This window comes from Amycolatopsis sp. NPDC028719 (assembly GCF_055565395.1).
On the sequence record NZ_JBVHUL010000005.1, the window covers coordinates 341,036 to 355,216 of the forward strand.

General features: G+C 73.0%; 12 protein-coding genes. 9 read left to right on the forward strand and 3 right to left on the reverse strand.

Annotation, left to right across the window (positions count from 1 at the left end; all coding sequences use genetic code 11):
• Positions 1-50 precede the first annotated feature (50 nt).
• Together ACZ4TR_RS24915 and ACZ4TR_RS24920 are read left to right on the forward strand one after the other, a co-directional pair.
• The gene (locus tag ACZ4TR_RS24915) at positions 51-2,924 is read left to right on the forward strand and encodes a DEAD/DEAH box helicase (RefSeq protein ID WP_465289239.1); all 2,874 of its coding nucleotides are present in this window, start codon (positions 51-53) and stop codon (positions 2,922-2,924) included.
• Positions 2,924-4,084 carry an SWIM zinc finger family protein gene (locus tag ACZ4TR_RS24920; protein ID WP_465289240.1) on the forward strand — a complete coding sequence of 387 codons (1,161 nt, stop codon included), beginning with the start codon at positions 2,924-2,926 and terminating at the stop codon, positions 4,082-4,084. Before ACZ4TR_RS24915 ends, ACZ4TR_RS24920 begins: the two co-directional genes overlap by 1 nt.
• A gap of 480 nt (positions 4,085-4,564) precedes the next feature.
• On the opposite strand, the gene ACZ4TR_RS24925 is transcribed toward ACZ4TR_RS24920, so the two are convergent.
• Positions 4,565-5,800, reverse strand: a complete 1,236-nt coding sequence (locus tag ACZ4TR_RS24925; RefSeq protein ID WP_465289241.1) for an alpha/beta hydrolase — start codon at positions 5,798-5,800, stop codon at positions 4,565-4,567.
• A 65-nt stretch (positions 5,801-5,865) separates the two neighbouring features.
• Between ACZ4TR_RS24925 and ACZ4TR_RS24930 the strand changes: the two genes are divergently transcribed.
• Positions 5,866-7,251, forward strand: coding sequence for a WS/DGAT/MGAT family O-acyltransferase (locus ACZ4TR_RS24930; RefSeq protein ID WP_465289242.1), 1,386 nt, complete (start codon positions 5,866-5,868; stop codon positions 7,249-7,251).
• Here ACZ4TR_RS24930 and ACZ4TR_RS24935 read toward each other — a convergent pair.
• A complete protein-coding gene (locus ACZ4TR_RS24935) occupies positions 7,235-7,732 on the reverse strand; it encodes a nitroreductase family deazaflavin-dependent oxidoreductase (RefSeq protein ID WP_465289243.1) in 498 nt (165 codons plus the stop codon). The genes ACZ4TR_RS24930 and ACZ4TR_RS24935 overlap by 17 nt on opposite strands.
• Positions 7,733-7,747: 15 nt before the next feature.
• On the reverse strand, positions 7,748-8,602 hold the full coding sequence (locus ACZ4TR_RS24940; protein WP_465289244.1) for an alpha/beta fold hydrolase: 855 nt from the start codon (positions 8,600-8,602) through the stop codon (positions 7,748-7,750).
• A 90-nt stretch (positions 8,603-8,692) separates the two neighbouring features.
• Here ACZ4TR_RS24940 and ACZ4TR_RS24945 point away from each other — a divergent pair, with 90 nt between their 5' ends.
• The 6 genes from ACZ4TR_RS24945 to ACZ4TR_RS24970 all read left to right on the forward strand — a co-directional run bounded on the left by ACZ4TR_RS24945 (position 8,693) and on the right by ACZ4TR_RS24970 (position 14,075).
• Complete coding sequence (locus tag ACZ4TR_RS24945) at positions 8,693-9,832, forward strand: acyl-CoA dehydrogenase family protein (RefSeq protein WP_465289245.1); 1,140 nt, start codon at positions 8,693-8,695, stop codon at positions 9,830-9,832.
• Complete coding sequence (locus ACZ4TR_RS24950; RefSeq protein ID WP_465289246.1) at positions 9,817-10,971, forward strand: acyl-CoA dehydrogenase family protein; 1,155 nt, start codon at positions 9,817-9,819, stop codon at positions 10,969-10,971. The genes ACZ4TR_RS24945 and ACZ4TR_RS24950 overlap by 16 nt, the downstream gene beginning before the upstream one ends.
• A complete protein-coding gene (locus tag ACZ4TR_RS24955; RefSeq protein ID WP_465289247.1) occupies positions 10,968-11,897 on the forward strand; it encodes a bifunctional MaoC family dehydratase N-terminal/OB-fold nucleic acid binding domain-containing protein in 930 nt (309 codons plus the stop codon). Before ACZ4TR_RS24950 ends, ACZ4TR_RS24955 begins: the two co-directional genes overlap by 4 nt.
• Entirely contained in the window at positions 11,894-12,280 is a 387-nt protein-coding gene (locus ACZ4TR_RS24960; protein WP_465289248.1) for a MaoC family dehydratase, read from the forward strand. Before ACZ4TR_RS24955 ends, ACZ4TR_RS24960 begins: the two co-directional genes overlap by 4 nt.
• Positions 12,277-13,446 (forward strand): lipid-transfer protein, encoded by a 1,170-nt coding sequence (locus tag ACZ4TR_RS24965; protein WP_465289249.1) that lies wholly within the window; start codon positions 12,277-12,279, stop codon positions 13,444-13,446. The genes ACZ4TR_RS24960 and ACZ4TR_RS24965 overlap by 4 nt, the downstream gene beginning before the upstream one ends.
• Positions 13,447-13,526: 80 nt before the next feature.
• Complete coding sequence (locus ACZ4TR_RS24970; RefSeq protein WP_465289752.1) at positions 13,527-14,075, forward strand: DUF5134 domain-containing protein; 549 nt, start codon at positions 13,527-13,529, stop codon at positions 14,073-14,075.
• The last annotated feature ends 106 nt before the right edge of the window (positions 14,076-14,181 follow it).

The window sequence follows — 14,181 nt, forward strand, 5'->3', positions numbered from 1 at the left end:
TCGTGCCGCCGGGGCCGAAACTGTCGGGGGCGTGTTCTAGCGTTGCCGTCGTGGAGTTCAGCGCAGACACCCGGGCCACCTACCTTCCCGCGGATCCCCCGCGGGACGGCGTGCTGGCCTTGTGGGGCGACGATGTGGCCGGCGGGACCACGATCGAGCTCGTGCTGCCCCGGGGCGCGAAGTTCGCACGTACGAAGGTCGAGGCGGAGCTCGTCCCGCTCGAACGCGCCCTGCCCCGCCTGCTCGCGGTGGGGGAGGAGGCGAGCCCGGCCGTCGCGGCGTGGGCGGCGGCCGTGAACGCGGGGGTGAACCTCGTCGCGCGGGGGCGGCTGCGGCCGGCCGTCTCGCCGGGCGGGGCGGCGGCCTGGCGGATCGGGCCGTTGGACGCGGCCGACGAGGAACTGCTCCAAGGCTTGGCCGGGGCGCTGCCGCCGGAGGCGTACGCGCTGCCGCTCACCGGGCTGAAACGCATCCGCCTGCACTCGCCGGACTCCCTGGTCCGCGCGCTCTGGGACGCGACGGCCGACCTGCTGGCGCGCAGCCCGGCGGCGCCGGTCGGGGCCGGCGACCCGGCGTTCGCCGCCCGCGAACCGGCGTTGCTCGGCCCGGACGGCGCGGCCTGGCTGGCCGAGCTGGAGGCCCGTGAGCCCCGCGGGGTCCAGGTGCTGCTGCGGGTCGAGGGCCGGGACGACGACAGTTTCGCCGGGGTGCTGGCCGTGCGCAGCATGGCGGAGGCGAGCCTGGTGGTCGAGGCGGCGACGCTGTGGGAGGCGCCGGACGCGGTGCTCAGCCGCCTGGGCGACCAGGTGGAGACGCAGCTGCTGCTCGGCCTGCGCCGGGGCGCGCGGGCGTGGCCGCCGCTCGGCCGGGTGCTGGAGCAGGCGACGCCCGCGGAGCTGCCGCTGACCGACGACGAGATCGTCGACCTGCTGACCGACGGCAGCCGCGACCTCGGCGGCGCCGGCATCGAGGTGCTGTGGTCGAAGGGGCTGTTCGCCGGCGAGGTGAAGGCGAAGGCGAGCGCGACCCAGGCGCCGGCGAGCGTCACGGAGGCGGAGTTCGCGCTGAAGAGCCTCCTGGAGTTCCGCTGGCAGCTCAGCCTGGGCGGCGAGCAGCTGACCGAGGCGGAGGTCGCGGCCCTCGCGGAGGCGAAGCGCCCGTTGGTCCGGCTGCGCGGGCAGTGGGTGCGGGTGGATCCCCAGCTGCTCGCGCGGGTCCGGAGCCGCACCCGCAAGCTCGACGCGGGCGAGGCCCTGGCGGCGGCGCTGACGGGCGAGCTGGAACTGGACGGCGAACGCGTCGAGTTCGCGGCGCCCCCGGCGCTGGGCGGGCTGGCCGAGCGAATCCGCGATCGGGAGGGCGCTTCGGTGCTCCCACCGCCCGGGTTGCGGGCGACGCTGCGGCCGTATCAGCAGGCGGGGCTGGCTTGGCTGGCGACGATGACCGGGCTCGGGCTGGGCGCATGCCTGGCGGACGACATGGGGCTGGGCAAGACGATCCAGCTGATCGCCCTCCACCTGCACCGCCGAGCGCTGGCCCGCTCGGCGGGGGTGCGCCGGTCCGGGAGTGAGCCGCTCGCGGATCAGTTCGGCACGCTCCCGGCGGAGGCGGCACTCGGGGCCGGTGGCGGGCCTCGTCGGGCGGAGCTTGCGGCGTCCCGGCCTGACTCGACCGGAGGCCCCACGCTGGTCCTCTGCCCGACCTCCCTCCTCGGCAACTGGGAACGCGAGTTCGCCCGCTTCGCCCCGGACATCCCGGTCCGCCGGTTCCACGGCGGCGGCCGTCACCTCGACGACCTCGCCACCGACGAGGTCGTCCTGGCCACCTACGGCGTCCTCCGCCGTGACCGCGAGACACTGTCCGAAGTGGACTGGGGAATCGTTGCCGCGGACGAGGCGCAGCACGTCAAGAACCCCCTGTCCGCCACGGCCAAGGAACTCCGGAAGATCCCGGCCCGCGCCAAGGTCGCCCTCACCGGCACCCCGGTCGAAAACCGGCTGACCGAGCTGTGGTCCATTGTGGACTGGACCACGCCCGGGCTGCTCGGCCCGCTCGACCGCTTCCGGCGCACCGTGGCGCGTCCGATCGAGCGTGATCGCGACAAGGCCGTCACCGAACGGCTGGCCGCCACCGTCCGGCCGTTCCTGCTGCGGCGGCGCAAGTCCGACCCGGACATCGCCCCGGAACTGCCGCCCAAGACCGAAACCGACCGGTTCGTGCCGCTCACCGCCGAGCAGACCACGCTCTATGAAGCCGTCGTGCGCGAGAACCTCGCCGAAATCCGCGAGACGGAGGGCGTCAAACGGCGCGGGCAGGTCCTGCGGCTGCTCACCGAGCTCAAGCAGATCTGCAACCACCCGGCCCAGTTCCTCAAGGAACCCCACAGCGCGCTCACCGGCCGCTCCGGCAAGCTCGCCGCGTTCGAAGAGCTGGTGGACGTCATCCTCGACGAGGGTGAGAGCGTGCTGGTCTTCAGCCAGTACGTCCAGCTCTGCCGGCTGCTCGAGCGCCGCCTCAAGGACCGGGGCCTGCCCACCGAACTGCTCTCGGGCGAAAGCTCGCCCGCGAAGCGCCAGGACATGGTCGACCGGTTCCAGGCCGGCGAGATCCCCGTGTTCCTGCTTTCGCTCAAGGCGGGCGGCGTCGGGCTCAACCTGACCCGGGCCACCCACGTGATCCACTACGACCGCTGGTGGAACCCGGCGGTCGAGGACCAGGCCACCGACCGCGCGTACCGCATCGGCCAGGACCGGCCGGTGCAGGTCCACCGGCTGATCGCCGAGGGCACCCTGGAGGAGCGGATCGCGCAGGTGCTCGAAAAGAAGCGGGGGCTGGCCGAGTCGATCGTCGGCGCGGGGGAGGACTGGATCACCGAACTGTCCGACGACGAGCTCGCGGACCTGGTCCGGCTCGGGAGCGGGTGATGCCGCCGAGGCGGAGCTTCGGCCGGACGTGGTGGGGCCGCGCCTGGGTCGACGCGCTGGAGCAGCGCGCGAAGCTCGACCCGAACCGGCTGCCCCGCGGGCGGACGTACGCGCGCCAGGGCACGGTCAGCGAGCTGCACGTCGGCGCCGGGGCGGTGAGCGCGCGGGTGCGGGGGAGCCGGCCGCAGCCGTACAAGGTGACGATCACGATGCGCACCTTCACCGACGGCGAGTGGGACACGCTGCTCGGCGTGGTCGGCACGCAGCTCGGGCACGCGGCGGCGCTGCTCGACGGCGAGCTGCCGGGCGCACTTACGGAGCAGGCCCGCGAGGCGGGCGTCGACCTCCTGCCGGGTCCGGGCGACCTGCGGCCGCGGTGCTCGTGCCCGGACTCGGCGAACCCGTGCAAGCACGTCGCCGCGGTGTACTACCTGGTCGCCGACGAGGTGGACCGCGACCCCTTCACGCTGTTCCTGCTGCGCGGACGCCCGCGGGCGGACGTCCTGGCCGAGCTGCGGTCCCGCCGGGCCCCGGCGCGTGGCGAGAAGCCGAAGCTGCCGAAGCGCGTGGACGAAGGCCTGACACCCCGCGCGGCCTACGCCCGGCGGCCGGGCGCGATCCCGGCCCTGCCGCCGCCACCGCGGGTGGCCGGACCACCGGCGACCCTGGACCTCGACCCGCCCCCGAGCACAGGCTGGACGGCGGCAACGCTCTCCGGCCTGGCGGCGGACGCCGCATCCCTGGCGCGCGACCTGCTGACGGCCGGCGCGACGGCGGCGGAGCTGACGTTCGAGGAGGACCTCGCCCGCCGCGCATCGGGCCGGTCCGGCTCGGAGTTCATGGCCTTGGCCACCGCGGCCGGGGTGCCCGTGCGCGATTTGGTCCACTGGGCCGAGGCCTGGCGCGAAGCCGGCCGCGACGGCTTGGCGGTCGTGCGCGAGACGTGGCAGCCGGGCCCCGGCCCCTTGGCCGAAGCGCAAGCGGTCGTGGCCGAGGCGGGGCTGCCGGGAACGCCCAAGGTCTGGCGCAACCGTCTGACGCAGGGAGACCTGCAGCTGCGCTACGGCCGCGACGCGCGCTGGTACCGGTTCATCCGCATGGGCACGGAGTGGCGCTTGGACGGCCCACCCTCGGCAAGCCCGGTGGACCTCGTCTACTGACCCGGAGACTTTGCAGCCCGGCACCCGCCCCGCCGCGACGGGCATGGTCTGCGGCAGGTCCGGTGGATTTCGCGTACTGGCTCCGGCTTGGCGGCTTGGCGGCCGCGGTGGGCTTGGCGTTGCGGCTGCGGCGGGTCCGGTGGCCTTCTCGCACTGGCCCCAGCAGCCCAGCAGCCCGGCCGCCGCGGTGGGCTTGGCGTGTTGCTGCTGCGCAGGTCCGGTGGATTTCGCGCACTGGCCCCGGCAGCCCGGCAGCCCGGCAGCCCAGCAGCCCGGCGGCCCCACTCCGCCGAGGGCTTGGCCTGTCGCGGCTGCGGCGGGCTTGGTCTGTTGCGGCGGCGGGCCCGGCAGCCCGGGGTCCGGCCGCTGCGGCGAGCTTGGCCCCCTGGCAGCCGGTTCGGTCGAGCCCCCAGCCGCCGACACGAGTGGGGTCGAGTGCCCCGGCCGCATACAGTGAATGAGTCATTCACTGCATGGCCACTACCGGTTCTCGGCCTTCCAGGCGTTGTACGTGTAGTCCAAGAACCGCGCCACCCCGCGGACCACGTGCGCCGACCGCACCGAAGTGAACACGTCGAACGCATGCTGCGCCCCGGCCAGCTCCGCATAAGCCACCGGCTGCCGGGACTTTTCGCGCAGTCGCCGCACGAACTCGCGCGCCTCGCGCACCGGTACCAGTGAGTCGTCTCGCCCGTGGATCACGAAGAACGGCGGTGCCTCCGAAGAAATCCGGTCCAGCGGGGAAGCGGCGATGTAGTCGTCGAGATGGCGCACCGGGTCGCGATCCGCCGCGAACACCCGCCGCGCGATCAGGCTCTCCAACCGGTACTGACTCGCCCGGGATCCCGACGTCGCCGCGAAGTCGTACACCCCGTAGTGCGGTACGCACGCCTGGATGCTCGTGTCGACGTCCTCGAAGTCCGGCTGCAACGCCGGGTCGTTCTGCGACAACGCCAGCAGCGCCGACAGGTGGCCGCCCGCCGAACCGCCCGTCACCGCCACGAAATCCGGGTCGCCCCCGTAAGCGGAAATCGAAGAACGGATCCACGCAAGCGCTTGCTTGGCCGCCACGATGTGCGCCGGCCAGCGGTGGGCCGGCGACAGCGGGTAGTTGATCGCGACGCACACCCAGCCTCGACGCGCCAGGTAGCGCATCAGCGGCCGGCCCTGCTCCTCCTTGTTGCCGATCACCCACGCTCCGCCGTGGACCTGCAGGAGCACCGGGGCGCCGGTGACCGGCGACGAGGGCCGGTACACGTCCAGCAGGAACCGCTTGCCGCCCGGGGCGTACGCGATGTTGCGGTCGACGCGCACGTCCGGCGCACCCATCCGGAACGGCAGCGCCAGCTCGCCCCACGGGAGGCCCAGGTCGGAGCGGCCCAGCTCGGCCGCGTAGTCCTCGCCCAGAGCGTTGGTCAGCGCCGCCTCGATCTCCTCGCGGGCGCCGTGACCCGTCCGGATCAGCGCGGCGAGCCCGGCGGCGGACGCGGCGGCCATCGCCAGCCCGGCCTGCGTCGAGCGGTCGCGGACGCCGTGGCGGGCCACCTGCACAGCGGTGTCGGCGGCCGTCAACGCCAGGAACTGGGGTGCGAGCTCCGCGGTCAGCCACCCGGCGAAGAACGCCGGGATGGTCGTGGACCGGGCTCGCAACGGGCGGAGCGCGTTCGCGGTGAGGCCGAGCTGGACCGCGCGACGGATCAGGAAATTCGGCTGCACCACCGCGATGATACCGGCGAGTAGGGTGACGCGCCGCTCACCGGAAGTGGCTTACGCTGATCGTCATGCAGAGACTGAGCGGCCTCGACGCCAGCTTCCTCTACCTCGAGACGTCGTCCCAGGTCCTGCACGTCTGCGGGCTGCTCACCCTCGACGGCTCGACCGTCCCCGGCGGCTACACCTTCGCGAAGCTCGAAGCACAGCTCGAAGAACGCGTCCGCAGGATTCCGGCGTTCCGCCGCAAACTGCACAATCCACTCTGGAACATCGGGCATCCCGTCTGGGTCGAGGACGAGGAGTTCGACCTCGACCACCACGTGCACCGCATCGGCGTGCCGGCGCCCGGCGACCGCACCGAGCTGGCCGCCCTGTGCGCCCACATCGCGGGGCAGCAGCTCGATCGCGCATACCCGCTCTGGCAGCTGTACGTCATCGAGGGCCTGGCCGACGGCCAGATCGCCGTGCTGCTGAAGATGCACCACGCGAGCGTCGACGGAGTGAGCGGGGCCAGCCTGATCACCTACCTGGCCGGGCTGGAGCCCGACGCGCCGATGCCGGAGATCGAGGACCACCGCAACCCGGTGCTGCCCTCGCCGCTGAACCTGCTCCGCACCGGCGTCGAAAGCCTCGCGAAACGCCCGGCCGAAATGGCGCGGCTGCTGCCGGACCTGCTGGAGCTCGTCCCTCGGTGGCTCGGGAAAGCCCTGCGCGGCAAGGGGATGCCGATCCCGTTCACCGCGCCGCGGACGTCGCTGAACGGCACGATCACCGGGCACCGCAGCGTCGCGTTCGCCCAGCTCGACCTCGACGAGGTCAAGGACGTGAAGAACGCCTTCGGGGTCACGGTCAACGACGTCGTGCTCGCGCTCGTCGCCGGGGCGCTGCGGGAGTTCCTGGCTGCCCGCGGCGACCTGCCGGACGACCCCCTGGTGGCGACCGTCCCGGTGTCGGTGCACGACCGGACCGAGCGCGACCACGGCAGCAACAAGGTCTCCGCGTTCTTCGCCTCGCTGCCGACGCACCTGGCCGACCCGGCCGCGCGGGTGTTCTTCCTCGCCGAGGCCAACCGGCTGTCGAAGGACCACCACTACGACATCGACGCCGACATGCTCCAGGACTGGGCGCAGTTCTCGGCCGCGACGGCGTTCGGCCTCGCCGTGCGCGCGTACTCGGCGCTGCGCCTGGCCGAGAAGCACCCGGTGGTGCACAACCTGGTCGTCTCCAACGTGCCCGGCCCGCCGATGCCGCTGTACCTGCTCGGCGCGCGGATCACCGGCTTCTACCCGCTCGGCCCGGTCTTCCACGGCGCCGGCCTGAACGTCACGGTGCTGTCCAACGCCGGGAAGGTCCACGTCGGCCTGCTCGGCGCGCGGGAGCTGGTCAAGGACCTCTGGCCGCTCGCCGACGCGCTGCCGGAGGCCCTCGCCGACCTGGTCAAGGCCGCGGGCTGAGCACCACCACGGGAATCTCCCGCTCGGTCCAGGCCTGGTACTTCGCGAAGTCGGCGTACAGCTCCACCAGCCGCGGCCACAGGCCGGCGCGCTCTTCCGGCGAGGCCACGCGGGCCGTGACGGGCACGTCGCGCCGGCCCTTGAGGTGGACCCGGGTTCCGGGGGGCGCCAGCAGGTTGCGGTACCACTGCGGGTGCCGCGGCAACCCGCCCTGGGAGCCGACGATGACGAGGTCCTCCCCGGACCGCAGGTAGAGCAGCGGCGTCGTGAACAGCCGGCCGGACTTGCGCCCGCGGTGCTCCAGCAGCAGCGTCGGCACGGGCTTGCGGAACCCGGCCCCGATCCGCCAGGTGCCGCCGACGCGGCCGCCGGTCAGCTTGAAGACCGCCACCTGGGCTTTCGACCCGTACTTCATGACCTTCGCCGTCACCGGCGAATCCAGGCCGCCGGGCTTCTCGTCGGGCAGGCTGAAGCGTCCCATCGTGAGTTCCTTCCTTCAGAGGGAGTGGACCGCGGCGAGCAGGGCAGGCACCCAGCGGTCGGCGGCGAGCACGCAGGCGGCGTGCCCGGCCGCGACCTCGTAGGTCGCCGCGCCGGGGATGCGGCGGGCCAGGGACCGCTGGTGGTCGGGGGCGATGAACCGGTCGCGGGTGGTCACGACGACCGCCGCGGGCAGCCGCAAGGCGGGGAGCCAGCGCGTCGAGTCGAACCGGCCGATCTCGTCGACGGCGACCGCGATCTCCCACGGCGTCGTCGACCGGAACTCCCGCAGCCCCCACCGGTAGTCGCCGACGCGCTCACGTGGGACGGCGGCGGCCACGGCCGGCAGCTGCACGCGCTCGCGCAGCTGCCGCAGCGTCCGGCCGAACACGTCGAGCGCGACGCGCTGGCGCAGCCCGCGGCGGAAGTTGCCCGCCGTCGAACACAACACCAATCCGGTAACACGTTCTGGTTCCGCGTGGGCGACGAGCTGGGCGACCATCCCGCCCATCGAGTACCCGGCGAGCGCGAACCGCCCGATGCCCAGCGCGTCCGCCACGGCGGTGACGTCGCCGGCGCAGTCGGCGAGCCGGAACTCCGGCGACCGGATGCCCCGGCCGTGCCACCGCTGGTCGAACACGACGACGCGGTGGTCCCCGGCCAGCCGGTCGAGCGCCGGGTACCAGGTCAGCAAGCCCGTGCAGGCCACCGAATGCAGCAGGACGAGCGCGGGCGCGTCCCGTGGGCCGACGTCGGTGACCACCGTCCGGCCGCGCCCGGGCAGGTCGAGGGGGACCGGCTCGGGCACACCCGCGGTCGGCGGCACGGTGATCCGCCGGCGGCGCGCGCCGCCGCGTTCGGTCACCGCCATCCAGGTCCTCCGCCGGGGGTTGCCGTACTGGCCCTTTCCGGTTAAGACTAGAACAGGTTTCAGTATTGCGCCGAACCCGGAGGGACGGGCGTGGACTTCACCCTTGACGATACGCAGACGGAGATCGCCGCCCTCGCCGCGAAGGTGCTCGGTGATTTCGGGGCGGAGCCCCCCGGGCCCCGCCCGGGGGGCTCCGCCCCCACGGACGCCCCGAAGCGGGTGGTGGACGACGCTCCGTGGCGCGCGCTCGCGTCCTCGGGCCTGCTCGCCCTCGCGCTGCCGCCCGATCTGGAGGGTGACGGCCTGGGCATCGCGGAGATCGCGCAGGTTCTCACCGAGGTCGGCCGCGCCGCCGCGCCGGTGCCCGCCTACGCCGCCCTGGCGCTGGGGGTCCTGCCGGTCGAAACCCTCGGCACGCCCCAGCAGCGCGCGGACCTCCTGCCGCCGGTCGCCGCGGGGGAGGCGCTGCTCACCGCGGCCCTGCACGAACCGTCCGCCCCGCTCGCCGCCGAGCCCGCGACAACCGCGCGCCCCGGTAACGGGAAGTGGCTGCTCACCGGCGTGAAGACCGCCGTCCCGTACGCGAGCGAAGCCACCAGGATCCTCACGCCGGTGTCCACGCCCCACGGCACCGCCGTCTACCTGGTCGACCCGCACGCCGACGGCGTCACGCTCGTGCGGACCCCCACCTCGGCCGGCACGCCCGAGTACACCGTGCGGCTGGCCGACGTCGCCGTCGAGGAGACGGACCTCCTGTTCGACCGGGGCGCCGTCGAAGCGCTGCACCGCCTCGCGCTGGCCGGCGCGCTGGCGGTCGGCGACGGCCTCCTGGCCGGCGCCCTCGCCCTGACGGTCGAGCACGTCGGCGAACGCGTCCAGTTCGGCCGGCCCCTCGCGACGTTCCAGGCGGTGGCCGGGCAGATCGCCGACGTCTACGTCGCCTCGCGGACCGTGCACCTGGCCGTGACGTCCGCGGTGTGGCGGCTCGCGGCCGGCCTGGACGCGGACGCCGAACTCGACGTCGCCGCCTACTGGCTCGCCGAAGAGGCACCCCAGGCCCTTGCGACCTGCCACCACCTGCACGGCGGGATCGGTGTCGACGAAACGTATCCCCTGCACCGGTATTCGTCGGCGGTGAAGGACCTCGGCCGGACGCTCGGCGGCGCCGCGCACCGGCTCGGCAGGCTCGGCGAACGAGTGGCGGGGGTGCGCGGATGCACGTCGAACTGACCGCGGCGCAGAAAGCGCTGCGCGCCGAACTGCGCGCCTACTTCGCGGGCCTGGTCAGCCCCGAGGAACGCCAGGCGATGCTGCGCGAGCGGCACGGGCCGGTGTTCCGCGAGATCGTCCGGCGGATGGGCCGCGACGGCCGGCTCGGCGTCGGCTGGCCGGCCGAGTACGGCGGGCAGGGCTTCGGCGAGATCGAACAGCACCTGTTCGTCGACGAGGCCGTGCGCGCCGACGTCCAGCTGCCGTCGGTGACGCTCCAGACCGTCGGGCCCACGCTGCAGCAGTACGGCACGGACGAGCAGAAGTCCTTCTTCCTGCCCAAGATCCTGGCCGGGGAGATCCACTTCGCGATCGGCTACACCGAGCCGGAGGCCGGCACCGACCTCGCCGCGTTGCGGACGACGGCGGTGCGCGACGGCGACGAATACGTCGTCAACGGCCAGAAGATCTTCACCACCGGCGGCCACGACGCCGACTACATCTGGCTCGCCGTCCGGACCGCGCCGGACGCACCACGGCACAAGGGCATCTCGATCCTCATCATGGACACGAGCGATCCTGGTTACTCGTGGACGCCGATCATCACCTGCGACGGTGCCCACCACGTCAACGCGACCTACTATTCGGACGTCCGGGTGCCGGTGAACCGATTGGTGGGCAAGGAGAACGAAGGCTGGCGGCTGATCACGACGCAGCTCAACCACGAGCGCGTCATGCTCGGCCCGGCCGGGCGGATCGGCGGGCTGTACGACCGCGTCCGCGCCTGGGCGGCCGCGCACGGCCTGCTCGACCTCGCCGACGTCCGGGCCGTGCTGGCCGAGACCCTGGCGGTGACGCGGGTGAACGAGCTGCTGAACTGGCAGGTCGCGGTGTCCTCGGCGAGCGCGCCGGTGGCCGTCGCCGACGCGTCGGCGACCAAGGTGTTCAGCTCCGAGGTCATCCAGCGGATCGGCCGGAACCTGGAGGAGCTGGTCGGGCGCCACGGCGACCTGGCCGATCCGGACACCGCCGAGCTGGCGGAATGGCTCGACGTCGCCGCGAAACGCAACATCGTGCTGACGTTCGGCGGCGGGGTCAGCGAAATCCAACGGGAGCTGATCGCCTCGATCGGCCTGGGCCTGCCGAGGGTGCCGCGATGAACGACCAGGACATCATCGAAGCCGCCGAGAAGGTCGCCGCCCGCGGCGAGTGCGCGCCGCGGCTCGCGCGCGACCCGGTGAACCAGGCCATGGTGAACAACTGGGTCGAGGCGATCGGGGACGGCAACCCCGTCTACACCGACCCGGAGTTCGCCGCGCGGAGCGTCCACAAGGGACTGGTCGCGCCGCCCGCGATGGCTCAGGTGTGGACGATGGGCGGCCTGAACGTCCCGCGCGGGACCGACGACCCGCTCGGCCTGATGATGGAGCTGCTGGACGAAGCCGGGTTCACGTCCGTCGTCGCGACGAACTCGGAGCAGACCTACCACCGCTACCTGCGTCCCGGCGAACAGGTCGAGGTGCGGACGGCGCTGGAAAACGTCGTCGGCCCCAAGAAGACCGCGCTGGGGGAGGGCTGGTTCGTCACCACGCGGGCGCGGTGGTACGTCGGGGACGACGCCGTCGCGGAGATGATGTTCCGCGTGCTCAAGTTCCGGCCGCCCGCCCCGCCGCCGCCGCCGCCGTCGCCGCCGGCGCCGGTGCTGCGGCCGGTGATCAGCCGCGACACCGAGTTCTTCTGGGACGGCCTTCGCGAAGGCGAGCTGCGGATCCAGCGCTGGGGCGAGACCCTGCGGCATCCGCCCGGGCCGATGCCGCCCGACGGTTCGCTGGACGCGAAGCCGGACTACGTCGTCGCCGGCGGGTGGGGCACCGTGTTCTCCTATGTCGTGCACCACCACCCGCCGGTGCCGGGCAAGGACCTCCCGTTCGTGGTGGCGCTGGTGGAGCTGGAAGAAGGGGTCCGCGTGATGGCCGAACTGCTGGACGCGTCACCCGAGGAGGTCCACATCGGACTGCCGGTGGTGGCGGCGTTCGTCCACGTGGACGACGACCTGACGCTGCCGGCCTGGAAGGTGGCGCGATGACCGTCACGGAGGGGACCGAGCTGCCGCCGCTGACGATCGAGGCGACGCCGACGTTCGTCGTCAGCACCGCCCTGGCCACCCGCGACTTCCAGGACGTGCATCACGACCGCGATGCGGCCGTGGCGCGCGGGTCGAAGGACATCTTCCTCAACATCCTCACCGACACCGGCCTGGTGCAGCGGTTCGTGTCGGCGTGGGCCGGGCCGGACGCGCTGATCCGGTCGATCAAGATCCGGCTCGGCGTGCCGTGCTACGCCTACGACACGCTGACGTTCACCGGCCGCGTGGTTTCCCGTGCGGGCAACGACGTCGTGATCTCGGTGTCCGGAGTGGACTCGCTCGGCGAGCACGTCGCCGGGACGGTGGAGGTGACGCTGCCGTGACGCTCTCGGGCAAGGCCGCGATCGCCGGGATCGGCGCGACGGAGTTCTCGAAGGACTCCGGGCGCACCGAACTCCGGCTGGCGGCGGAATGCATCTCCCACGCCTTGGCGGACGCCGGACTGGTATCGTCCGATGTGGACGGACTGGTGTCGTTCACGATGGACGGCAACGCCGAGATCGCGGTGGCCCGCGAGCTGGGCATCCCCGAACTGAAGTTCTTCAGCCGCATCCACTACGGCGGCGGCGCGGCGGCGGCGACCGTGCAGCAGGCCGCGATGGCGGTGGCGACCGGCGTCGCGGACGTCGTCGTCGCCTACCGGGCGTTCAACGAACGGTCGGGCATGCGGTTCGGCCAGGTGTCCTCGGCCGCGGCGGGGCAGGTCAACTCGTCCGGCGTCGACAACGCGTTCCACTACCCGATGGGCATCGCGACCCCGGCGGCGACGGTGGCCATGGTCGCCCAGCGCTACCTGCACGACTACGGCGCGACGAGCGAGGACTTCGGCCGGGTCGCCGTCATCGACCGCAAGCACGCGGCGACCAACCCGAACGCGTGGTTCCACGAGCGGCCGATCACCCTGGCGGAGCACCAGTCGTCGCGCTGGGTGGCCGAGCCGCTGCACCTGCTCGACTGCTGCCAGGAGAGCGACGGCGGGGTGGCGCTGGTCGTCACCAGTGTCGAGCGGGCGCGTGAGCTCGCCCGGGCGCCGGCGGTGATCGCGGCGGCGGCGCAGGGGAGCGGGCCGGACCAGTACGTGATGACCAGCTACTACCGCGACGACCTGGCCGCGCTGCCCGAGATGGGCGTCGTCGGGCGGCAGCTGTGGGACCAGTCCGGGCTCGGACCGTCCGATGTGGACGTCGCCGTGCTGTACGACCACTTCACGCCGTACGTGCTGATGCAGCTGGAGGAACTGGGGTTCTGCGGCCGCGGGGAGGCGAAAGACTTCATCGCCGACGGCGCGCTGGAGCTCGACGGCGCGTTGCCGCTCAACCCGCACGGCGGCCAGCTCGGCGAGGCGTACATCCACGGCATGAACGGCATCGCGGAGGGCGTCCGGCAGATTCGCGGCACGGCGGTCAACCAGGTCGCCGGCGCGGCGCGGGTGCTGGTCACGGCGGGGACGGGCGTGCCGACGAGCGGCCTCGTCCTGACGGGTGACTGAGGCGTCACCTCATTGACGGCTGGTGCCCGGCCGTCGTGGATGTCACGGTGGAGACACCTTCCACGACGGAGAGTGAGGCGATGGTCGTCGACTGGGCGCTCACCGCGGTGTTCGCAGCGCTGGCACTGCCGTGCGTGCTGCGGCTCGTCCGCCTCGACTACCGGCGGCTGGGCCCCGGCGTCCGCCACGGTGATCTGGCCGAGCTGCTGCTGGTGGTCGCGATGGTGGCGATGGTGTCGCCGGTCGGCGGCCCCATCCCGGCGGCGGGCTGGCAGGCGGTGCTGGTGCTGACGGCGGGCTGGTTCGCGGTGGCCTGGTGGCGGAACCGGGCCTGCGCCCACCACGCGCTGTCGGCGGCGGCGATGCTCTACATGGTGACGGCGATGCCCCATGGCGGCATGGCGCACGGTCCGTGGCTGACGATGTCGGCCATGGACGCACGGCTGGCGTTGCCGCTGGTCGCGGTGGCGGCGGCGGGCTACTTCGTGCTCGACGCGGCCCGCGCGGGGGTGATCGTGGTGCGCGGGTCGGCGGTCGCCGCGGGCGGGCCCGGGCAGGCTTCGCGCGCGGTCTGCCGGGCCGTGATGGGAGCCGGGATGGGATACATGCTGCTGACCTCGGCTTTGTGAGCCTGGGCCGGGTACCGGGAATGACCCCCTTGCGCCAGAGGTCCCCAACAGGCCCCTTCCTACACCCCGCCAAGTGAGAGGGCAATCTCTCCACCCCCCTTTTCCC

What these genes read in the sequence shown, in the direction of transcription:
- ACZ4TR_RS24920 (WP_465289240.1), top strand. Translation starts at nt 2,924, where the DNA reads ATGCCGCCGAGGCGGAGCTTCGGCCGGACGTGGTGGGGCCGCGCCTGG.
- ACZ4TR_RS24930 (WP_465289242.1), top strand. Translation starts at nt 5,866, where the DNA reads ATGCAGAGACTGAGCGGCCTCGACGCCAGCTTCCTCTACCTCGAGACG.
- ACZ4TR_RS24935 (WP_465289243.1), bottom strand. Translation starts at nt 7,732, where the DNA reads ATGGGACGCTTCAGCCTGCCCGACGAGAAGCCCGGCGGCCTGGATTCG.
- ACZ4TR_RS24940 (WP_465289244.1), bottom strand. Translation starts at nt 8,602, where the DNA reads ATGGCGGTGACCGAACGCGGCGGCGCGCGCCGCCGGCGGATCACCGTG.
- ACZ4TR_RS24950 (WP_465289246.1), top strand. Translation starts at nt 9,817, where the DNA reads ATGCACGTCGAACTGACCGCGGCGCAGAAAGCGCTGCGCGCCGAACTG.
- ACZ4TR_RS24955 (WP_465289247.1), top strand. Translation starts at nt 10,968, where the DNA reads ATGAACGACCAGGACATCATCGAAGCCGCCGAGAAGGTCGCCGCCCGC.
- ACZ4TR_RS24960 (WP_465289248.1), top strand. Translation starts at nt 11,894, where the DNA reads ATGACCGTCACGGAGGGGACCGAGCTGCCGCCGCTGACGATCGAGGCG.
- ACZ4TR_RS24970 (WP_465289752.1), top strand. Translation starts at nt 13,527, where the DNA reads ATGGTCGTCGACTGGGCGCTCACCGCGGTGTTCGCAGCGCTGGCACTG.